Origin of the sequence: Glycomyces sp. TRM65418 (genome assembly GCF_019710475.1) — a bacterium.
In the GTDB taxonomy this organism is placed as follows: Bacteria; Actinomycetota; Actinomycetes; order Mycobacteriales; family Micromonosporaceae; genus Glycomyces.
This window is the reverse complement of record NZ_JAJFAX010000017.1, coordinates 36,115-56,704: the sequence shown is the minus strand read 5'-3', so window position 1 is coordinate 56,704 and position 20,590 is coordinate 36,115. Positions and strand designations below refer to the sequence as shown.

The 20,590-nt window shown below is 71.8% G+C and carries 15 protein-coding genes; 6 read left to right on the top strand and 9 right to left on the bottom strand.

All coding sequences use genetic code 11. The features are described from left to right. Nucleotides 1–19 precede the first annotated feature (19 nt). The 3 genes from K3N28_RS22990 to K3N28_RS22980 all read right to left on the bottom strand — a co-directional run bounded on the left by K3N28_RS22990 (nt 20) and on the right by K3N28_RS22980 (nt 4,603). Nucleotides 20–541: a GNAT family N-acetyltransferase gene (locus K3N28_RS22990; protein ID WP_228095211.1), complete on the bottom strand. Its 522-nt coding sequence runs from the start codon at nt 539–541 to the stop codon at nt 20–22. A gap of 94 nt (nt 542–635) precedes the next feature. Continuing rightward, entirely contained in the window at nt 636–1,586 is a 951-nt protein-coding gene (locus K3N28_RS22985; protein ID WP_228095209.1) for a zinc-binding dehydrogenase, read from the bottom strand. 41 nt (nt 1,587–1,627) lie between these two features. Further along, on the bottom strand, nt 1,628–4,603 hold the full coding sequence (locus K3N28_RS22980; RefSeq protein ID WP_228095207.1) for a BTAD domain-containing putative transcriptional regulator: 2,976 nt from the start codon (nt 4,601–4,603) through the stop codon (nt 1,628–1,630). Nucleotides 4,604–4,712: 109 nt separating this feature from the next. On the opposite strand from K3N28_RS22980, the gene K3N28_RS22975 reads away from it, so the two are divergent. After that, nucleotides 4,713–5,714 carry an NADP-dependent oxidoreductase gene (locus K3N28_RS22975; protein ID WP_228095204.1) on the top strand — a complete coding sequence of 334 codons (1,002 nt, stop codon included), beginning with the start codon at nt 4,713–4,715 and terminating at the stop codon, nt 5,712–5,714. 512 nt (nt 5,715–6,226) lie between these two features. On the opposite strand, the gene K3N28_RS22970 is transcribed toward K3N28_RS22975, so the two are convergent. Next, nucleotides 6,227–7,396, bottom strand: coding sequence for a serine hydrolase domain-containing protein (locus tag K3N28_RS22970; protein WP_228095202.1), 1,170 nt, complete (start codon nt 7,394–7,396; stop codon nt 6,227–6,229). 77 nt (nt 7,397–7,473) lie between these two features. Then, nucleotides 7,474–7,953: a carboxymuconolactone decarboxylase family protein gene (locus K3N28_RS22965; protein ID WP_228095201.1), complete on the bottom strand. Its 480-nt coding sequence runs from the start codon at nt 7,951–7,953 to the stop codon at nt 7,474–7,476. A 194-nt stretch (nt 7,954–8,147) separates the two neighbouring features. Here K3N28_RS22965 and K3N28_RS22960 point away from each other — a divergent pair, with 194 nt between their 5' ends. Beyond that, nucleotides 8,148–9,677, top strand: coding sequence for a hypothetical protein (locus K3N28_RS22960; RefSeq protein ID WP_228095200.1), 1,530 nt, complete (start codon nt 8,148–8,150; stop codon nt 9,675–9,677). Nucleotides 9,678–9,915: 238 nt separating this feature from the next. Here the strand turns inward: K3N28_RS22960 and K3N28_RS22955 are convergent, their stop codons facing one another. Then, on the bottom strand, nt 9,916–10,842 hold the full coding sequence (locus K3N28_RS22955; RefSeq protein WP_228095199.1) for a LysR family transcriptional regulator: 927 nt from the start codon (nt 10,840–10,842) through the stop codon (nt 9,916–9,918). Nucleotides 10,843–10,926: 84 nt separating this feature from the next. Between K3N28_RS22955 and K3N28_RS22950 the strand changes: the two genes are divergently transcribed. Then, nucleotides 10,927–12,126, top strand: a complete 1,200-nt coding sequence (locus tag K3N28_RS22950) for an MFS transporter (protein WP_228095198.1) — start codon at nt 10,927–10,929, stop codon at nt 12,124–12,126. A gap of 288 nt (nt 12,127–12,414) precedes the next feature. On the opposite strand, the gene K3N28_RS22945 is transcribed toward K3N28_RS22950, so the two are convergent. Continuing rightward, nucleotides 12,415–12,831 carry a hypothetical protein gene (locus K3N28_RS22945; RefSeq protein WP_228095193.1) on the bottom strand — a complete coding sequence of 139 codons (417 nt, stop codon included), beginning with the start codon at nt 12,829–12,831 and terminating at the stop codon, nt 12,415–12,417. A gap of 3 nt (nt 12,832–12,834) precedes the next feature. On the opposite strand from K3N28_RS22945, the gene K3N28_RS22940 reads away from it, so the two are divergent. Further along, complete coding sequence (locus K3N28_RS22940) at nt 12,835–13,326, top strand: MarR family winged helix-turn-helix transcriptional regulator (protein ID WP_228095188.1); 492 nt, start codon at nt 12,835–12,837, stop codon at nt 13,324–13,326. 459 nt (nt 13,327–13,785) lie between these two features. Here K3N28_RS22940 and K3N28_RS22935 read toward each other — a convergent pair whose 3' ends face one another. After that, the gene (locus K3N28_RS22935) at nt 13,786–14,394 is read right to left on the bottom strand and encodes a TetR/AcrR family transcriptional regulator (protein WP_228095184.1); all 609 of its coding nucleotides are present in this window, start codon (nt 14,392–14,394) and stop codon (nt 13,786–13,788) included. Between the two features lie 52 nt (nt 14,395–14,446). Here K3N28_RS22935 and K3N28_RS22930 point away from each other — a divergent pair, with 52 nt between their 5' ends. Then, on the top strand, nt 14,447–15,433 hold the full coding sequence (locus K3N28_RS22930; protein ID WP_228095182.1) for an alpha/beta fold hydrolase: 987 nt from the start codon (nt 14,447–14,449) through the stop codon (nt 15,431–15,433). Between the two features lie 1,322 nt (nt 15,434–16,755). Beyond that, nucleotides 16,756–20,031 (top strand): BTAD domain-containing putative transcriptional regulator, encoded by a 3,276-nt coding sequence (locus K3N28_RS22925; protein ID WP_228095180.1) that lies wholly within the window; start codon nt 16,756–16,758, stop codon nt 20,029–20,031. A 90-nt stretch (nt 20,032–20,121) separates the two neighbouring features. Here K3N28_RS22925 and K3N28_RS22920 read toward each other — a convergent pair whose 3' ends face one another. After that, on the bottom strand, nt 20,122–20,556 hold the full coding sequence (locus tag K3N28_RS22920) for a DUF3995 domain-containing protein (protein WP_228095178.1): 435 nt from the start codon (nt 20,554–20,556) through the stop codon (nt 20,122–20,124). Between the last annotated feature and the right edge of the window lie 34 nt (nt 20,557–20,590).

Sequence of the window (20,590 nt, the reverse complement as noted above, 5' to 3'; positions counted from 1 at the left end):
GGAGTGCTCCCAGCTCTTGTCACGCCTTGAGTTCGTAGACGCGGCAGGAGACCTCGAGACCCGGGACGATGGTCTCGCGTTCGAGGGTCATGCCGAGTTTCTCCGCGACGCGGATCGAGGCGGTGTTGTCCACATGGATGCACGAGACCACGCGGTCGAGTCCGAGTTCGTCGAACGCGAACCCCACCACGGCCCGCGCCGCCTCAGGCGCGTAGCCGCGACCCCACCGGTCGCGCTTGATACGCCAGCCGACCTCGGTGGCCGGCAGGATCTCGGGCAGGAACGACGGGGTCGCCATGACACCGATGCCCACGAGCGTCCCGCTCTCGTTCTCGACGACGGCGAAGGTGCCCCAGCCGCGCTCGGCCCAGACCGCCTCCACCTTCTCCGCGATGGCCCTGGTCGCTTCCGTCGTCTTCGGCCGACCGTCTCCGATGTACCGCATGATCTCGGGATCGGCATTGATCGCGTCGAGCGTTTCGGCGTCTGCGGCGACGAGGGGGCGCAGCGTCAACCGCTCAGTGGTGAGTCTGACGCTCATCCTTTCAGAGCCTTCCTTGTTCGCGTTGTCACGCGCCAACGGTAAGCCCTTTCACTTCCGGCCGTCCGCGAACGGCAGTCGGTCGAGACGTCGCTCATGAACCGACCGGACCGTCTTCGCCGCCCGCGTTCGAGGAGTTCGAAGAAGGGAGGTCGATGACCGCTTTGCCCGCGACGCGGCGGTTCAGGAGCGCACGCGCGGCCTCCGTCGCCCGGTCCCACGGGCCGCGCCAGCCGATCTGCGGGTCGAGCTTCCCCGCTGCCAGCAGCGACACGAGGTGGTCGAGGTCGTCGCCGAGCGGGACGCTGATGTTGAAGTTCTCGATGCGTCCGCGTGCCGACCGCACCCGGGCGAGCTCGAAGTCGATCACCGTGGGTTCACGGGAGGCCTTTCCGATCGCCTGGACCACGCCGTCGTCCTCGAGCCTCAGGAACGCCTCGGCCAGTTGCGATCCTCCGACGTTGTCGAGAACGCCGTAGACCCTGTCGCGCAGCCGTTCGGGGCCGAGGACGATCTCGGCCGCGCCCGCTGCCGCCAGCCCCGCACCGCGTTCAGGACTGCCGACGGAAGCGATGACGTGCGCGCCTGCTCGGGCGGCCAGCTGCACGGCGAAGCGGCCGACGCCGCCGGACGCGCCGGTCACCAGGACCCGGCGGCCCCTGATGGGGCCGAGGCGGCGCACCGCCTGGAGGGCGGTGGTCCCGGCGACCGGTAGGGCGGCGGCCGCGCCGAGGTCGACGTGGTCGGGCACGACCGCGAGGTCGCCGACGTCGACGACGCGGCGCTCGGCCCATGCGCCGCTCCAGCCGAAGGTGGCGACCCGGGTGCCTTCGAGGGGGCCGGTGCCGTCCGCTGCGGCCCGGACCACGATGCCGGCGGCGTCCCATCCGCTCACGTGGTCGGGGCCGAGCCCCTCGGGGCGGTAGGCGAGTTCACCGAAGTTGAGGGCGACCGCCTGCACCTGCACCAGCGCTTGCGAGGGGCCGGGCTCGGGCTCGGGGACGTCGCCGATGGTCAGCTCGGGGTTGAAGATCAGTGCTTTCACGTCGGCAACTGTCGCCGCCCGCGCGCATGATTCGCCGACGGTCAGCGCACGGCCGCGCGCAGGCGCGCCTCGATCCGGTCGACGTCGCCGCGCTCCGCGGGCGGCAGAGGCGCGCCGAGCGACGCGCGCAACGCGGCGGCCTCGGACAGCAGCCGCTCGGCTTCGGCACCGTTCCCGTCGAGTGCGGCGGCACCGGCCAGCCCTTCCTCGGCCAGTGCGATCGCGCGCGGGTCGCCTAGCGCTTCAGCGGCGTCCAGCGCCTCACCGTGCCGGAGCCGGGCCTGACGGGCGTCGCCGCGCAGTTCGGCGACGAAGCCGAGTTCGCTGAGCGTCAAGGCGACTCCGTAGAAGGGCTTCCCGGACGCGGACCGCAGGCGCCGCCCCCAATCCAGTGATGCCTCCAGGAGCGACTCGGCGGTGTCGAGGGCGCCGCGGCGTCGAGCCGCGAGCGCGAGACCCATGCGGGCGAAGTCCTCTGCGAACGCGGCCCCGTGCTCAGCGGCCATCGCGCGTCCGCGTTCGTGGAGTCGTTCGGACTCCGCGAGGTCGCCGGTCAGCAGCGCGATCCGGCCGAGACCGGAGAGCCGGTACGAGGCTTCGATCCACATGCCGAGCGCTTCACATGAACGGAGTCCGTCGCGGTGCAACCGGGCGGCGTGCTCGTAGTCCCCGGTGATCTCGGCGTGGTAGGCGAGCATGTCGCCGGCTTGGAGCCGTCCCCACCGGTCGCCGAGGGCGGTGAAGCGGTGGAGGCTGCCGGTCGCGGCCCGTTCGGCCGTGGAGAGGTCCCCCTGGAAGATCGCCCGCTTGGCGCCGGAGGCCAGCACGGCCGCCTCGCCCCATGCGTCGTCGGTGGCGCGGCATTCGTCGAGGGCGCGGCCGAGCAGGGGCCCGGCGGCGTCGGGGTCGCCCAAATGCAGGTGGGCGGAGGCGAGGAACCAGTCGGCGCGCGGGCCGACCTGCGGGTCCGGCTTCGCGTCGCCGACGGGCGGCCGCGTGCCGGTCAGGAGGGCGAAAGCGTGCTCCCACGCGGCGGCCTCAGGGTCATGGCGGACGGCGGCGAGGTGCCGCAGCGCTTCGCCGTGCCTGCCCCGCAGGTACCAGTACCACGAGAGGCGCACGGTCAGGCCCGGGTCGGCGCGGTGTTCGGCGGCGGCGAGCAGGTTGCGCTCCTCCTGGTCGAGCCGGCGCAGCCAGTGCTCCTGCGCGGGGCCGCGGAGGTCGGCCTGCTCGACCAGGCGGGCGTAGTGGTCGTCGCGCCGGTCGAGTACCGCTGCGGCGTCGCCGGTTTCGGCGAGTCGTTCGCGACCGTAGGCGGCGATGGACTCGAGGAGGCGGTAGCGCATGGTCCCGTCCGGTCCGGGTTCGGCGACGGCCATGGAACGGGCCACGAGCTGCTCGACGAGGTCGGGGTCCGCGTCGGGGACGCCGGGCGCGGCGCCGCCGGGGTGGACGGCGAGGACGCTGAGGGTCCGGCGCTGGTCGTCGTCGAGCTGCTCCCAGCTCCAGTCGATGACGGCCCGGAGGGTCCGCTGCCGGTCGGGACGGCCGCGCGAGGCATTGGAGAGCAGGGAGAACCGGTCGTCGAGCCGTTCGGCGACGCCGCGGTACCCGAGGGCGCGGACGCGGGCGGCGGCCAGTTCGAGCGCGAGCGGCAGCCCGTCGAGGCGTTCGCAGGCGGCGCGTATCCACGGCGCGTCGGCGGGGCCCGGGGCGGTCTGCGCGCGCGACTCGTACAGCTCGGCTGCGGCGTCCGGCGAGAGCGGGCCGAGCGGCAGCAGCGTCTCACCCGGAACGGCGAGCGACTCTCGGCTGGTGACGATGACGCGGAGGTCCGGAACAGCGGTCAGCAGCCGATGCGTCAGCTCCGCGGCGGGCTCGACCAGGTGCTCGCAGTTGTCGAGGACCAGGAGCGCGTCCCGCCCGCGCAGGACTTCGGCGAGCCGTTCGGCCGGGTCGCGTCGCGGCATTGCCGCGGGCCGGTCGGCGGCGTCGTCGCGCAGGCCGAGTGCCGCAGCCACATGCTCGGCCACGCGGTCGGGGTCCGCGGTCCGCAGGTCGGCCAGTTCGACGAACCGCGCCCGGTCACCGGCGGCCGCCGCGGCGACGGCGACGGCGAGCCGGGTCTTGCCGGCCCCGCCGGGACCGGTGACCGTGAGCAGGCGGCCGGAGGCGAGCATCCTGCGGGCACGGTCCGTCTCGGCTTCGCGCCCGATGATTCCCGACAGCGGTGCGGGCAGGCTCGCGCCGAGCGCCGCGGGAGGCGAAGCGGCGCCCAGCGCAGGGTCCTGGTTGAGCATTGCCAGATGCAACGTGGTCAGGGCGGGGCTCGGGTCGACGCCGAGTTCGTCGGCGAGGGTGTTTCGCAACTGGTCGTACAGGGCCAAGGCTTCGCCTTGGCGGCCCGAGAGGTAGAGGGCCTTGAGATGGGCGGCGCGCAGCCGTTCGCGCATCGGATGGTCGGCGACGGCGGGGGCGAGCCCGTCTGCGAGCAGGGCGTGGTCACCGGTCGCCAGACGGGCCTCCGCCTGTTCTTCCAAGGCGGTCAGGCGCAGCTCTTCGAGGGCCGCGGCTTCGTGGCGGGCGAAGGGCTCGTCGCGGAACTCACCGTAGGCCGGGCCCCGCCACAGCGCCAGGGCGTCGGCCAGCAGCGAGGTCTTCGCGTACGGGTCCCCTGCGGCACGGGCTCGGGCGACCAGGGCGGTGAACCTGGCGGCATCGAGGTCCTCGGCCTTGAGCAGATACCCCGGCGCCCGGTAGACCACCAGGCCTCGTCCGCCCGCCTCGGCGCCGCCGAGCACGCGGCGCAGCTGCGAGACCTTGGTCTGCAGCGTGTTCGACGGATCGCCGGGGAGGGCGTCGCCCCACAGGTCGTCGATGAGGCGGTCCACCGAAACAACTCGGCCACTATGGATGATCAGGTCGGCGAGCAGCGCACGGACCTTGACCTCGGGGACGCGGACCTCACGCCCCTCGTCGGTCCAGGCCGCCAGGGGACCGAGCACTCCGAAACGCACGCGCCAACGGTACCGACAGCGAACCGTCAGCGGACCGTGCGCGCTCCCGGCCAGTGTCGGAACCGACAGCGAAACCGGGCCCGCACAGCCCGCGACCGAGAGGAATCCGATGACCGCCAACCGTGAGATCCACCTGGCCTCCCGCCCCGACGGCACACCCGTCCCCACCGACTTCGCGCTCGTCGAGCGCGAACTGCCGGAACCGGCCGAGGGCCAGATCCTGGTCCGCAACACCTGGATGTCGGTCGACCCGTACATGCGCGAACGCATGGACGAGGGCGACTCCTACCTGCCCGCCTTCGCGCTCGGCGCGGCCTTGGACGGCGCCGCCGTCGGCGAGGTGATCGCCTCCCGGGCCGAGACCGTGCCGGTCGGGACCTCCGTCGCGCACGTCTTGGGGTGGCGCGAGCACGCGGTGCTCGACGCGTCCGCGGCGACCGTGATCGATACCGAGCTGGCCCCGCCGGAGTACTACCTCGGAGCGCTCGGGACGACCGGGCTCACCGCCTACGCCGCGCTCACCGAGGTCGCTCCCGTCGAAGCGGGCGACGTCGTGTTCATCTCGGCCGCTGCGGGAGCGGTCGGCTCCGTAGCCGGACAGCTCGCCCGTCGACTGGGCGCCTCCAAGGTGATCGGCTCGGCCGGAGGGCCGGTCAAAACCGCCAAGCTGACCGACGACTTCGGCTTCGACGCGGCGATCGACTACCGCGCCGGCTCGCTCGCCCAGCAACTGGCGGCGGCCGCTCCCGACGGCGTGGACGTCTACGTGGACAACGTCGGCGGCGACCACCTGACCGCGGCGATCGACGCACTGCGCCCCGGCGGGCGGATCGCGATGGTGGGCGCGATCAGCGGCTACAACGCCACGGCGCCCGTGCCGGGGCCGGCCAACCTCTTCGCGCTCGCCGCGAAGGACGCCACCTTGCGGGGCATGCTGGTGTCCTCGTACTTCCACCTGTTCGGCGAATGGATCGGCAAGGCCGCGGCCATGCTCCATGAGGGCTCGCTGCACACCGAGCACACCGTGGCCGAGGGCCTGGAGCGCGCACCGGAGGCGTTCATCGGCATGATGCGGGGCACGAACATCGGCAAGATGCTGGTACGGCTCTGAGGCCTTCCGAACGGGGGAGTCGACGGTCGCACGGTAGGGGCGCCCCTAGCGGGCATGGACGCGCTCGCAGGAGGGTTTTCGCTGCGCCGCATCACCGAGGCCGACCGCCTCACGCCGGACGACCCGACCGAGGTCCGCTCCGTCTCCGCGCCCCCGCAGGCCTCTGCTACAGGTCCGAGATCCTCAGTGGCCTCGCACGACGCGGGGGCTGTCTGACCGGAGGCGACCCGCAACTCACCGCCCGCCCATCTGAGCGGATATCGGGATCTCCCAGTGCCTTCCACTGATCCAGAACTGAACGGTTCTGGCGGCGGACATGCCGGATGCGGCCGTCGCTCGCCGACGGCCGCACGGCGGGGGTGCGGCGGACGCAGACCGGTTCAGGTGAGAGCAGTGCGCTTGGGCCTGGGCATGAACGCGAGCGCGATGGCGAGTGCCGTGAGGCAGAAGCCGGCTGCCGCGAGGAAGGCGTCATGGCCGGCCTGCGCCTGGACGGCCAGAACGGCGGCGGCTCAGGACTCCTGCGTTTCGAGATCGGCGGCGGCGCGGACGACGGCGGCGGCGAAGCGGCCGCGTTCAGGGGCGTCGAAGGCGAACGCGGCGCGGCGGCGGGTGTAGCCGATCGCGATGCCGTGCAGCGGGTCGGCGATGCCGTCGGCGCCGGCCGATCCGGTGTGGCCGAATGAGCGGGCGCTGAGGAACGGATGGATCAGGCCTTTGGCCTCGAAGCCGAGGGCGAACGGAGCGCCGTCGCCGGTGACCAGGTTGGGACCGGTGGAGTGGACGGTGGCGAACTCGGCGAGCGTCCCGCTCTTCAGCAGCGGGCCGCGGTCGTCGACCTCCCCGATGGCGGCGGCGTAGAGCTTCGCGATGCCGCGGGCCGAGCCGACGGCCCCGGCTGAGGCCGGCCCCCTCTCGCGGACGATCCGGGCGTTCGGGAAGGTCATCACGGTCTGCGGGGTGAAGCCTCGTGCGCCGAGGTTGTAGCCGATGCCGGAAATGCCGTCGGCGTTCGGGGCGTAGGCGGCGAAGGCCGCCTCCTGTTCCGGTGCGGCGATCCACGGCAGGATCTCGCGGTAGCGATGGTCGAGCGGCTCGGGGAGCCCGAGGAACAGGTCGAGCCCGTACGGCTCGCGGATGCGCTCGGCGTAGAGCTCCTGGACGGTCTGGCCGGTGATCCGGCGGACCACTTCGTTCAGGAGCGCGCCGACCGTGAAGCCGGCGTAGCCGTGGGCGGCGCCCGGCCGCCACAGTGGAGCCTCGGCCGCGAGGCGGTCCGCGACGAGGCGCTCGTCGACCAGCTCTTCGACGGTGAAGCCGCCGGGGATGCCGATCACGCCGCTGCGGTGGGTCATGACGTCGCGGATGGTGATGCCGGCCTTGCGGGCCCGGCCGAATTCGGGCCAGATCTCGGCGACGGGTCGGTCGAGCTCGATCGCGTCGTCCTGGTGCAGCAGGGCCATGACCAGGCTGGTGGCGCCCTTGGTGACCGAATGGAGACCGGTCAGGGTGTCGGGGCCGATCTCCTCCCCGGCCCACAGGTCGACGACCAGGTGGCCGCGGTGGTAGACGGCGAGTTGCGAGCCGGTCTGGCCGCCGGTCTCTTCGACGAAGGCGGTGAACTCGTCGCGCACGGTCTCGAAGCCGGTCGCGACGGTTCCTTCGATGCGGGTGGTGTTCATGGGTTTCCTTTCAGGGTGCTTGCGGTGTGGCCGGGGGAGGGGCCCGCCGGGAGGGCGGGCCCCTGGGTGTCACCGGTCTAGGCGCGCCACTGCTGTTCCGGGGGCAGGCCCGGGGTCGGGAGGCCGATCAGGGCCAGGGGAACGAAGAAGCCGACTTGGCCGATGACGCCGGCGAGGGTCATCAGGGCCGCCTCGTCGTAATGCTTCGCGGCGTCGGCATACAGGGCGTCGGAGACGCGCCGGTCGGAGACGTCCGGCGCGTGGATGGCGTCGACGAGCGCGAGCGCCGCCTGCTCGGCCTCGGTGAGCTGCGGTGCGTTCTTCCAGTCCGCGACTGCGGCGATCCGCTCGTCGGTCTCCCCGGCGGCGCGAAGGAGGCCGGTGTGGAGCGTGATCAGGTAGTCGCTTTCGAAGAGCTGCCCGACGCGCAACTGCACCATCGAGACCGTCGGGCGCGGCAGCGATCCGTTCGCGGCGATCCCGCGCATCACCGCACCGGATTCGACGATCGCGGGGTTGAGGACTGCCGGGTTCGGAAAACGGGGAGTGGTGCTCATGGTGGTCCCTCTCTGAGCGGTTGTCGTCGTGATTCACCCGCATGACGGATCCGAAGGCGCGGACGTGACCGCCGAGATCGAAAGGTCGACGTGAGCCGCGCCATTCAGGAGGCGGACGGGGCTCCGTTCGCCGGGACCGGTCCCGACCCGTTCGTGGTGTGCTGGGCGCAGCCGCCGACCGAGGAGTGAGCCCCGTGCACCCCGAGATGGAGCCCCCGCCCTTCCCGTCACCGCATCTGCGGCGGCCCGTCTTCGGGAGGCCGGTCGACCCGGTCGCCGCCGTCGTCGGGAACGCCACCGCGTTCGGGCTCGGCTACGCGCTCATGCGCCGCCCGGGGCCGGCCGCCGCGGCGATCGCAGGAACGGTGTTCCTCCTGTTCCTGCTCGCCGGGGATCCGGGCGACATGGCGTTGCAGCTGCTGTTCGGGTCCTGGTGGCTCGCGATGTGCCTCCACGCCTGGCATCTCACGCGCGACACCGAGCCGGCACCGCTCCACGACGGCCGCGGGCGCGAGCGGGTACTCGCGATCGGCGCCGCCGGACTCATCGTGCTCGTCGTGGCGGGGCTGCGCTTCGACGCCCGGCACATGGTGGGCGACGCCGAGGCCGCCCATGCCGCAGGCGAGTGCGAGAGGGCCGTCGACACGCTGGACCAGCTCCACGCCGGCCACCGCGTCGCCCACGGCGACATGGTCCTCCGAGGGCAGGACCAGCTCAGGGCGTGCCGCCTCCTCAATGAGGCGCGAGCCGCGGGCGCGAGCGAGGGCGCCGCGCTCATGGCGACCTATATGGACGACCCGGCCGCGCGGTGGGACGGCGCCGGGCCCGAGCGCGCCGCGATGCTCTTCGACGCGGCCCTGGACGGCCGCGACCTGGATGCCACCCTGAAGCCGGGTTTCGAGCAGCTCATCGCCACCCTGGAGGCCGGCACCGGCAGCGAGTACGTCCGCGAAACGGTCGAGCGGCTCATGGCCGGACTCGCCGAGGACGCCTCGTGCGACGCCGTCGCCGTCGACGACTGGATCCGGGCCCAGTCGTGGGAGGCGCCCGCCCTCGCCGAGCCGATAGCGGCGGCCGCCGAAGCGGCGCCCCTGCGCCTCCTCGACTGCGCTCGCGACCGTGCCGCCGCAAGTGATCTCTCGGGAGCACAGGAGGCGTATCAGCGCTTCGTCGCCGAGTACCCCGACCACGCCGATGCCCAGGCGGCCGTCGACGAGCTCGACGCGGTCGACTCCCGAATCGAGTTCGAGCACGTCCAGCGGCTCCTCACCGCCGACGAGTACTGCCAGGACCCCGCGCCCTGGCGCGACGCCCCGGCGTACGAGGGCCCCAGCCCTCATCCGATGTGGATGATCGGCCTCAATCCCTCGGAATACGGATTCTCGGAGGACTGGATCGCCCAGACCGTCGAGGCGACCGAGATCGTGGTCTGCGTCGACGGCCCCAAGCAGGGCCGCTTCCTCGAATCCTGCTACTACGAGGGCAGTTTCAGCCCGTACATCAACGACGAGGTCAGCTTCTACGCGGCGCGCTTCGACGTCAAGGTCTTCGCGTTGCGGACCGGTGAGCAGGTCGACTCCTACACCGTGCAGTTCGACGGGAACCCCTGCCCCGAGGTCCTCGAGTACAGCTACTACTACACCGACCTGGGCCCGCCCAGCGAAGTCGAGGCCGAGGTCGGCGACGCGGACGTCCGCAGCGTCTTCGAACGCCTCCAGGACTGAGCCCGGGCAGGCGGCGACACCGGCGGCCGACCGTCGCAACTCGGGGCGAACTGCACCGCACCGTCTTTCACGAGCCGTTCAACGTCGGTGGGGGAGACGCGGTCGATCTGCCCGTACGGACCCGCGGCCGGGGCCGGGCCGACGACGTTGCCCGGCCGACCCCACGGCCCTTCAAGGCCTCGAGCTCGTCGGTCGCCTGACAGCCGGGGTTCCGCCGACTAGCGGTCGCCGACGCGGATCAGCCCGTCCAGACGTCGGACTGAACGCGGTCTCGTCGCGCGGACACTTCGGCGGCGGTGTCGACGAAGGCGCGCACCAGCGCATTGGACCTGTCGCGGTGCCACACCAGCGAGTAGCGCGAATCGGGCAGGCCCTTGATCGGCACGAAGGCGAGGTCGTCGCGTCGGTTCTGCTGGGCGAAGTTGCGGCAGAACACCATCACCCCGCGGTTCGTCGCGATCTGCGAGAGCGCCTCGTGCTGGGTGCGCGCCACCGGTCCGCGCGGGATGGGCCGGCCGCCCGGCGTCGCCACCGGCGACGAGCGCTCCCGCCACTCGCGCGGGGCCGGGTCGCCGATGTCGATCATGCGGCACTCCGCCAGCTCCTCGGCCGACACCTCGGAACGGGACGCGAAGGGGTGGGCCGAGGAGACGCCCAGCACCACCGGTACCGAGGCCAGCACCGGTCCGGTGGCCAGCTCCGGGTCGTTGAGGGGCAGGCAGGCGAAGGCCAGGTCGACCTCGCCGCGATGCAGCGGCCCGAACGGGTCGGAGAGCCGCAGCTCGTGCATCTCCAGCTCGCAGCCGGGATGGCGTCGCCCGAACAGGGGCACCGTCTCCAGCAGTCCGGCGTCGGCCGCGCCGACGAAACCGAGACGAAGCCGACCGTCCAGCCCCCGCGCTTTGGCGCGAGCGGACTCGAACGCGGCGGTCAGCTGCTCGTAGGCCGGACGTGACGCTGCCAGGAAGTACTCGCCCAGCTCGGTGAGGGCGACGCGGCGGCTGCTCCGTTCGAACAGCCGGCCGCCGATCCGGTCCTCCAACGTCCGCAGCAACTGGCTGACCCGGCCCTGCGAGAGGTACAGCCGCTCCGCCGTCCGCCCGAAATGGAGTTCCCGGCTGAGGGTGAGGAAGACCTCCATCTCATCGCGCTCGACCCCGCCCATCCCACCTCCAACGATTAGCCTCACTGATCCAACCATTGGCACTTCGCCGTTGTTCCCCGTCGCCGCAGCCGCGAGGCTTGCGCCATGACGACCGTTTCCCCGACCGCACCGCCCGAAACCCGCCGGCATCCCGTCCTAGGTTGGATCGCCGTGACCGCCGTGGCCTGCGGCACCTTCACCATCGTCACCACCGAGATGCTCCCGGTCGGGCTGCTGACGCTCATCGGGCCCGACATCGGCGTCTCGACCGGTGCCAGCGGACAGCTCATGACGACCGCATCGGCCGCCGCCGTGGTCTCGGCGCTGGCGATCATGATCGTGGCCGGGCGGTTGGACCGACGGCTGCTGCTGGTCGGCATGATGACGGTCCTGTTGGCCGCCAACGTAATGACGGCCCTGGTGGACTCCTACGCGCTGCTGCTGGCCGCCCGCGTCCTGGTCGGCCTGGCCATCGGCGGCTTCTGGGCCATCGGCGCCGGCCTGGCGGTCCGGCTGGTGCCCGAGCGGTCGGTGGCCCGCGCCAGCTCGGTCATCCTCAGCGGCATCTCGATCGCCTCGGTCGTGGGCGTGCCGGCCGGTACGCTCATCGGCGACCGAGCGGGATGGCGGTCCGCCTTCGGGGTCATGGCGGCGCTGTCGCTGCTCGTCCTCATCGCCCTGGCGGTCCTGCTGCCGAAGTTGCCTTCGTCATCGAGCCTGCGGCCCTCGGACCTGACCGGGCTGCTGCGGCGCGGGCCGGTACGGGCGGGTCTGCTCGGCCTGCTGCTCATCGTGATCGGGCACTTCGCCGCCTACACCTACGTCACGCCGGTGCTGCGCGAGTCCGCCGGCCTCGGCGGCGCGACCATCGCGGTGCTGCTCCTGGTCTACGGAGTGGCCGGCATCGCGGGCACCTTCATCGCCGGTGCGCTGGCGGGCGGGCGCCTGCGGGAGGTGGTGGTGGGAAGCGCCGTGCTCATCGCCGCAGCGACGGCCGCGGTACCGCTGGCGGCCCACGGGACCGCCGCGGCCGCACTGGTGCTGGTGGTCTGGGGCCTGGGCTACGGTGCCGTCCCTGTCGGCTTGCAGGTGTGGAACCTGCGTTCGGACCCCGAAGCGCCCGAGGGGATCTCGGCGCTGTTCGTGGCGTGCTTCCAGGTGGCGATCGGGACCGGCGCCGTCGTCGGCGGCCTTGCCGTGGACGGCATCGACATCACCGCTCCCATGTGGCTCGGGACGCTCGCAGCGGCGGCCACGGTGGCCCTGCTGCTGGCCACGGCCCGTCAGGTGACGGGACCCAAGTGAACCCAGCGTGGCGGTGCCGAACGTACGGACGCCGCCTCCCTTGACGCGTTTCGCCGCCGTGCCCGGAAGAATCCTTTCAAGATCTTCCGGGCACGGCGGCGAAACGCGGCTTCGCATCGAGCGCCGATCCGAACGCCCGCTCGCGGTCACGGTGACCGGCAGGCGCCGTGGTGGGCGGACCGCGTGGTATCCCGCGGCGGCCGGGCTCGTCGGTCGCCTGTCGCCGCCGGGCATGGATCGCGGCCCGCATTCCGCCTCTGGGGAATCGAGAAGGCGGGCCCGGACCGGCTACCGCGTCGAGGTGCGGCGGAGGGCCACGGTCGAGGCGACTGCCGCGACGGCCCAGACCAGCGGACCGGACCAGCCCCCGACAGGGTCGACGTGTCCGGGCAGCACCATCACGGCCACGAAGGCGGCGTCGATGAGGCCGAGAACGAGGAGGTTGAGCCAGTAGCCGAAGCGGTCGCCGACACGGTTGAGGCACCAGCCGACGGTGATGGCCTGCGCCCCGAACACGATGGCGCAGACGAAGAACATCAAGCTCTCGGCCTCCAGCTCACCGGCCGCGCCCTCGGCGATCTCGGGGACCGCCATGGCGACGCCCAGCCCGAGGTGCAGGAGCCCCCAGAGGATGTAGGCGGCGGCGCCGACGGCGGCCCAGCGGGAGCCTCGCCGGAGCGGGGCGACTTGCACAGTATGATTCACGATGTGAAAGATACACATCGTGTAGTACCGGCGGAGCCGACGCCCCCCGAGCCCTCGATCGACACCGCGCTCTCGGCCGTCCGCCTGCTCCATGCGGCGACGGAGGAGCTCTTCGACGCTGCGGCCGAGCGCTACGGCATCAACCGCAACGACCTGCGCTGCCTGGAGATCCTCGAGCGCGAAGGGCCGCTGCGGCCCGGTCGGCTCGCCCAGGCCAGCGGCCTGAGCCCGGCCGCCATCACCAAGGTGCTCGACCGGCTCGAACAGGCCGGCTACGTCACGCGCTCGGGGGAAGGAGGGGATCGAAGGACCCTGCAGGTGCGCACCTCCGACCGCCACGCCCGCATGCGCCGCGACACTTGGCGGCCGGTGGCCGATTTGGCCGCCGCAGCCTTGGCCGAACTGAGCGACCGGCAACTCGAGGACCTCATCGCCGTCCTCACCGACCTCGCCGAGGCCAATCGGCAGAGCGCCCGGCGGCTGAGGAGGCCGTGAGCGGACCTGTCGACGCGGGAGGCCGTTGCGGACATCATCGTTCCCCCGCACGGCTCCGGAACCGTCCCCGTGAGGAGGCCGTTTCCCTCCCCGTCTTCGCGACGGCGTCGCCGCCCGATGTCGGTTATCCGCTCCCCGAGACCCCGATGGGAAGTACTCGATGGGCCTCCGCCTTCGGTCCGACCGCCCCGCCATCGTCGCCGCCACCGACCCCCGGGTGACGGACCGGCCAGGTCGGCTTGGTTCCAGTAGTCGGGGCGGCGACCGCGGCCCGTCGAGCAGGATCGTCGCCGGCGCCCCGTCTCGACGGGGCCGCAGGAAGGCCCGGCCGGCGGTGGGTCGGTCGAGACATAGCAGATGCCGAAGGGCGCGACGCCGGGCCGATACACGACGATCCCGTCGTTGCGGGCAAGCGATGGTGGGGATCGGCCCCCGGTTCCGCTCCGTTCGGCGATCGGGTCACGCCGGCCGATCGGCGTAGACGAGGTCGACGAGTTGGTCTGCGGCCGCGGCGGTGTCGTAGTCGGGGTCGGCGAGCTGTTCGGAGACGATGGCGTCGATGGCTCCGCCGATGATGATCGCGAGCGTGCGTCGCTCCAGGTCGGTCTTCGTTTCGACGGCACGCGTCGCCGCGCCGAGGAGGTCGGCCAGGGGCCGCCACCGCTCGGCGGGGTCGTAGACGCCTTCGCCGTTGGTCATCGCCTCGGTGATCATGCGGGTGTGCCGGGGGTGCTCGCGGAGGTGGCCGATCATCGCCCGGATGTAGGCCGCCGGGGCCTGATCCGCATCGGCGGCCTCGATCGCGGCGACCACGTGCGCCACCAGCTGCGCGAGCACGTGTTCGTGCGCCGCGCGTACCAGGGCCGCTTTTGATTCGAAGTGGTAGAGGACCGCGGCCTTGGTGATGCCCGCGCGTTCGGCGATGCCCGCCAGCGAGGCGTCGGCGTATCCCCGGTCGGCGACCAGCTCGACGGTCACCTCGATGAGCTGGCTGCGGCGGGCGCGTTCGGTCAGGGTCAGCTCTCGGGCTTCCGAGGATTTCGAGGATTTCGAGGGTCGCGTTGCCATGACTCCGATTCTACCGTATGGTCGAATTACTTACCGATCGGTTAGGAGCCTCATGATGGAACACCATCGCCGCCTGAACCGCCGGCAGCGCTGGCTCGTCGTCCTCGCGGTGGTCGTGCTCGCCGCCGGGGCCGTGGCCTTCGCCATGCGAACGCCCTCTCCCGTAGGACATTGGACCAGCGCGGAGGGGCACGACGAGTTCCTCGACGCGTACACCGAGGCGTTCGGCGATCTTCCCCAGCCGGAGGAGACGCTCGACGTCCGCACCGACTTCGGCATCGTCCGCCTCTACCGGTTCGCCGGATCGGGGGACGCCGCGATACCGCTGGTACTGCTGCCGGGAAGGGCTTCGGCTTCACCGGTGTGGGCCGACAACCTGCCCTCTCTCCTCGAAGTGGGCGACGTCTACACCCTCGACCTGCTCGGCGAGCCGGGCATGAGCGTGCAGGAGCACCCGATCGAGGACGACGAGGACCAGGCGCTCTGGCTGCACCAGGCGCTCCAGGCCCTGCCCGAGGAACGCTTCCACCTCGTCGGCCTGTCCATCGGCGGGTGGACGGCCGCCAACCTGGCGGTCCGGCAGCCGGACCTCGTCGCGACCGTCACGCTCATCGACCCGGTCTTCGTCTTCGCGGACATGCCCTTGTGGACGATCATCCGCTCGATCCCCGCTTCGCTGCCGTGGCTGCCGAAGTCCTGGCGCGACGGCTTCAACTCCTGGACGGCCGGGGGCGCGCCGGTGGAGGACGTCCCGGTCGCTGACATGATCGAGGCCGGCATGCAGCACTACCAGCTTCGCCTGCCCCAACCCACCAGGATCGACGAGGAGCAGCTGGAAGCACTCGACATGCCCGTACTGGCGGTCATCGCCGGAGCGTCGGTCATGCACGACGCGGACGCCGCGGTCGCCACCGCCGAGCGCACGCTGCGGGAGGGCACGGTGCTGCTGTACGAGGGCGCGTCGCACGCGGTCAACGGCGAGCGCCCAGACGAGATCGCCGCCGACCTGGCGGCCTTCCTCGCCGAGCACCCTCAGTGACCTGCAAGGCCGTGTGACCGTACGGTCGTCCCCAAGACCCGGTCCACTCAGGGAAGCCATGAACGCCGGCGCCGCAGCACGCTCGGGCCGGGCGAACCGGGCGTGATCGACGCCGACCGGTTGGAAGGACTGCCAGGAGCCCCAGCGGATCGAGCAGGGCCGCAAGCGCGCGGATTCGCGCCGCTTGCGGCCCTGCTCGATCCGCTCCACTGCGGTCTCGCCGGGCCGCCGCCGATGCTCATCCAAGGGCCCGTCGGCGCCGAGGGACTCCCGGACGCGGAACGACTGACCCGGCCCCGCCCGACACCCTCACTGCGGTGCGCGGCCGGCCTATCAGGATCGGACACCGGTTGAATGGTCGGAGGCGATCGAGGTCACCGCCGGCCCCAGAGTGCGACCCGATTCGAGGAGGTCTGCCGACACCGGGCGTAGCAGCCGAGTCCCCGGCGCCTCCCAGCGTGGTCGTCGCAGTACTCGCAGGCGAAGGATCCCCACCGTCCTTCATTTGTGGGTATAAGGGCGGCTCGGCCTCATAACACCACGGAGCGGCGGCTTAGGGAGTGTCTGCGATCGAGTCCGGCGTCGTCGGCATTGGTGAGATCTCACCGGTTCGAGCATTGACCTGGACGAGCCGGGTCCCGGATGCGGTCGATGACGAGGTCGCCTCGGACAGCCCCGTGTAGGCCGATGATGCGGTGGGCGCGAGGGTGCTGGGCTCGGTCGGCGCGGGCTGTGCGCTTGCAGGGGAGGCGGTCATGACCAGCGCCCCCACTGCAAGGGCGGTGCCCGCGATGCGAAGAACGCTCAAGGAGGTGGGCCGAAGCGGCGATGTGGTGACTTTTGCCGGCATGTCTTGAGGTTAGTGACGTGTGCTCACAATGCGCTCTCTTCTGTCTCTCGCGCCCGGTGCGGCCGTGTACGTCGCGATGAAGCGGGTAGAGGGATCAACCTGAAGCGAGTTCCTCGGGGCTGATCGGCTCCACGGCCGGCACAGGCACGCCGCCCGGACGATGATCCAGAGTGCCAAGGTGCCGGCCAGCCGCCATAGGCCGGTCAGCGACACCGCTGCGACTCGGCTGAGGGACTCGGGCAGGGCGATGGGCCGCGGACGCTTCAGCGTCTTCGTGTCGCCGGACCGACCGCCTCGTGCGGTGGCATGCCCTCGGCGTGCCTGCACCCGCACGTGCAGGTCTGGTCTTCGACCGGCCCAGAAGAGTCGGGAACGCTCAGCGGCGGCGTGCATGCGGGCCGCTTGTCGTTCGCCTGCCATAGAATCCTCGTGACCGCCCGCCCCCTTCCGGAAGAACCAGAGACGCATCTCCATGGTTGACAAGATCGACTTCAAAGTGCTGGGGCCCTTGGAAGTCCATATCGGCGGCGAGCCCGGCCCACGGCTGTCGCCGATCCGTCGCCGACTGCTCGCGCTCCTCTTGGCCCGGGCGGGAACACCGGTCGGGGTCGACGCGTTGACCGCCTCGCTCTGGCCCGAAGCGCCGCCGCCCAGCGCGAACGCCACCCTCCAGGTCCACATTCACCGGATCCGGCGGGCGCTGGGCGACGCGGAGCGCATCGAGCGCGGGCCGGGCGGCTACAAGATCGCCGTCACCGCCGAGGAGCTCGACGTCCTGCGCTTCACCGAACTGTTCGAACGCTCCCGCGGAGAGCGGTCGAGGGGCGAACTGGAAGCGGCGATCGGTTCGCTGGAGCAGGGCCTGGAACTGTGGCGCGGCGAGCCGTACGCCGACATCGAACCGATGGGCCTGATCGCCGCCGAGGTGAACCGGTTGACCGAGCAGCGGCTGGTCGCCTGGCAGGCGCTCCACGAGATCGGCCTCGACCTCGGTCTGCACCACGGGTCCATCGCGCCGTTGCGCGAGCTGGCCCGCGCGCATCCCTACACCGAGCGGTTCAACGTCCTGCTCATGCTCGCGCTGTACCGGTCGGGCCGCCACGCCGAGGCGCTCGAGGTGTTCCGCGCCCACCGCGACCGGCTCGTTTCCGAGCTCGGCATAGAACCCGGCGAGCTGATGCAGCGCGTGCACCGAGCGGTGCTGCGCGCCGACGACCGACTCGCGGACGTCGCGACCTCCAGTCTGGAGGGCTCCTGGAGGCCGGTGCGGCGGAAGGCGGTCGGAGCGGCGCAGGCTCCGGTGCCGAGGGAGCTGCCCATCCCGCCCCACCGCTTCACCGGGAGGGACGACGAACTGCGATTCCTCCACGGGCTCGCCGGCTCGGACGACGTGGCCGAACCGGTGCCCATAGCGGTGGTCACCGGCATGGGAGGCATCGGGAAGACCGCTCTGGCCGTCCACTGGGCGCACCGCGTCACCGAGCGGTTCCCCGACGGCCAGCTGTTCATCGACCTTCGCGGGCACGGCGAGGGACCGGCACTGCGGCCGATCGAGGCGCTGACGGCACTGCTCGGCTCACTGGGCGTCCCGCCGGCGCACGTACCGCTCGACGCCGACCAGGCCGCGGCTCGGTTCCGCACCCAGATCGGCACCCGCCGCATGCTGATCGTGCTCGACAACGCCGCCTCCGCCGAGCAGGTGCGGCCGCTGCTGCCGGGCAGCGCGGGGTGCATGGTGCTGGTCACCAGCCGCCATCGCCTCGCCGACCTGATCGCCTGGCACGGCGGATCGCGGCTCACGCTCGATCCACTGTCCTCTGAGGATGCTCAGACACTGGTCACCGGGCTGCTCCGGCGGGGGTCCACCGACGCCGCCGAGGTCGCGAAGCTCGCCGAGCTTTGCGGGCGCCTGCCGCTGGCGCTGCGCATCGCGGCGGCCAACCTGGCGGAAGGGGCCCGGCCCGACGTCGCGGGTTACATCGCGAAGCTGTCCGAGGACGGCCTCCTGGCCTCGCTGCGCGTCGACGGCAGCCAGGACACGGCCATTCGGGCGGTGTTCGAGTCCTCCTACCGCGTCATGCCCGATGCGGCGCGTCGTCTCTTCCGCCTGCTCGGCCTGGCGCCGGGGCCCGACCTCTCGCTCGAAGCCGCCGCGAGCCTGGCGGCGACCTCCACTGAGGAGGTCAAGCCCCTCCTGGACCAGTTGGCCGCAGCGCACCTGCTCGACCACCACCGCCCGGGCCGGTACCGGCTGCACGACCTGCTGCGCCTCTACGCCCGCGAACGCGCCGAAGCCGAGGACGCCCCGCGGCTTCGCGCCGACGCCGTCGAGCGGCTGCTCGGCTGGTATGTCCGCGGAGCCGACGCCTGCCGGCAGCGGCTCTACCCGATACTGGTCGGCCTGCCCGCGCAAGCCGCGGAGGGCGAACGGTGGGAGCCGACCGCGGACGAGGCCGCTGCATGGCTGAACATCGAACTCGGCAACCTCTCCGCCGCCGTCCAGCATGCAGCCGAGCACGGTCCGCATCACGTTGCCTGGCGGCTCGCCGACGCGCTCCGGGGCTACATGTGGCTGTCCATGCACGGCGGCGAAAGCGTGCGCATCGGTCGGGCCGCGCTGGAGGCGGCGAAACGCGCGGACCACGCGCTCGGCCAGGCCGCCGCCGAGCTGGGCCTCGCCACCGCACTGACCCGAAGTAGCATGACGGCCGAAGCGATGGCGCACAGCGAACGGGCGTCGCGACTGGCCGCGGAGGCGGGTTGGACGACCGGCCAGGCCGCGGCCGAACACATTCTGGCGGTTGGGTGCTACCAGACTGGTCGACTCCGTGAAGGACTCGTCCACGGCACCGCGGCGTGGCGCAGCAACCGCAAGTCCCGCCAGGCCCGCAGCCAATCCGCGAATCTGATCACGCTCGGCAACCTCCACTGCTGCCTGGGCCGGCTCGACACCGCCGTCGAGCTCTGCCGGGAGCAGCTTCGGACTGCCGCCGAAGCCGAAGACGACACCTGCAAAGCAAGCGCGCTCATCGACCTCGCCGATGTCAACCACCTGCGGGGGCGACTCGACCTCGCCGACGAATACATGAAAGCGGCCTTCGAACTCGAAGCCAGCCGCGCCAACGTGGTCCAGTACTGCGATCTATTTCGTATAGCGGCAGGGATTCACCTTGCCGCGGGACGGCCCGATGAAGCGTTGGCGAACGCGCGGAAGGCCCTGGCCGATCTGCCGGAGTTCCCTTCCCCGCGGCTTGAGGCCAGCGTCGTCTGCACACTGGGCACGGTCCTCGACGCGCTCGGCGAGCACCGAGAGGCGATCGCGCGTTATGACCGCGCGCTCGAACTGACCGCCCAGGACTCCATGGATCACCGGCTCAAAGCCCAACTAGGGCATGCGAAGGCAATGTACCGCCTCGGGGAGGCCGATCAGGCCCGGAACGGCGCGGCGCGCACGCTCGTCGAGGCCCGCGCCTCGGAATTCCGGATCGTCGAGGGGCAGACGCGCAACCTGCTCGCCAAGATCGAACTCGGCGAGGGCCGGCCCGCCGCAGCGGCGGAGCACGCCGAGGAGGCGCTGCGAGTGAACCGGGAGACGGGGCACCGGCTCGGCGAGGCCGAGGCGCACCGCGTCACCGCCGAGATTCGCCGCGTGGAAGGCCGGCCGGAGGCCGCAGGCCGCCACCGGATGCGAGCGCGCGAGATCTACCGCGACACGGGCGCCGCGATCCCGGCCGACCTGTCCGACTGACGGCCTCGTGGCGAGCGCCTCGGCGAGGAGCCGCGGTGGCCGCTTCGAACTCCGGCCTCCGGTGGTCGGCGCGGTCGCTCCAGTGGCGGATCAGAGGAGGGCGACGGCCGCCGCCGACGTTCCGAGCGCGAGACACAGCGGCGAATAGCACCGCAAGTCGAGCCGGCGATAGGCCTCCGGGGCGTCGCCGCGTCGGAGGCCCGATTCGACCAGTCCCCAGGCGCCCCGGCCGAGGAGGACGGCGGCGACGCCCCATACTCCTGCGGTGACCAGGACCTCGGGCAGTGCTCCGCGAAGTACGCCGCCTTCGGCCGCCACCAGGTACGCGGCCGCGGCCAGCGCGACGGCCACCGCCAATGACGCGGGGACGAAGAACCCGAGCGGCAGTGAGCCGTCCGATCGGCCGACCACGTTGCGGGCCAGTGCTTCCCGAGTGGCGAGCGGCCAGGGGCTGAAGGCCCAGACCACGTGGAGCGCCCCGATGAGGGCGAGTGCGGCTCCGGTGACCGCGGCGATGATCTCCATGAGGAGCTCCCTTCTCCATACAGGGGTGTATGGA

Excerpts from the sequence above, each read along its gene's own strand:
- K3N28_RS22990 (WP_228095211.1), bottom strand. The coding sequence starts at position 541 with ATGAGCGTCAGACTCACCACTGAGCGGTTGACGCTGCGCCCCCTCGTC.
- K3N28_RS22975 (WP_228095204.1), top strand. The coding sequence starts at position 4,713 with ATGACCGCCAACCGTGAGATCCACCTGGCCTCCCGCCCCGACGGCACA.
- K3N28_RS22970 (WP_228095202.1), bottom strand. The coding sequence starts at position 7,396 with ATGAACACCACCCGCATCGAAGGAACCGTCGCGACCGGCTTCGAGACC.
- K3N28_RS22965 (WP_228095201.1), bottom strand. The coding sequence starts at position 7,953 with ATGAGCACCACTCCCCGTTTTCCGAACCCGGCAGTCCTCAACCCCGCG.
- K3N28_RS22955 (WP_228095199.1), bottom strand. The coding sequence starts at position 10,842 with ATGGGCGGGGTCGAGCGCGATGAGATGGAGGTCTTCCTCACCCTCAGC.
- K3N28_RS22950 (WP_228095198.1), top strand. The coding sequence starts at position 10,927 with ATGACGACCGTTTCCCCGACCGCACCGCCCGAAACCCGCCGGCATCCC.
- K3N28_RS22935 (WP_228095184.1), bottom strand. The coding sequence starts at position 14,394 with ATGGCAACGCGACCCTCGAAATCCTCGAAATCCTCGGAAGCCCGAGAG.
- K3N28_RS22930 (WP_228095182.1), top strand. The coding sequence starts at position 14,447 with ATGATGGAACACCATCGCCGCCTGAACCGCCGGCAGCGCTGGCTCGTC.
- K3N28_RS22925 (WP_228095180.1), top strand. The coding sequence starts at position 16,756 with ATGGTTGACAAGATCGACTTCAAAGTGCTGGGGCCCTTGGAAGTCCAT.
- K3N28_RS22920 (WP_228095178.1), bottom strand. The coding sequence starts at position 20,556 with ATGGAGATCATCGCCGCGGTCACCGGAGCCGCACTCGCCCTCATCGGG.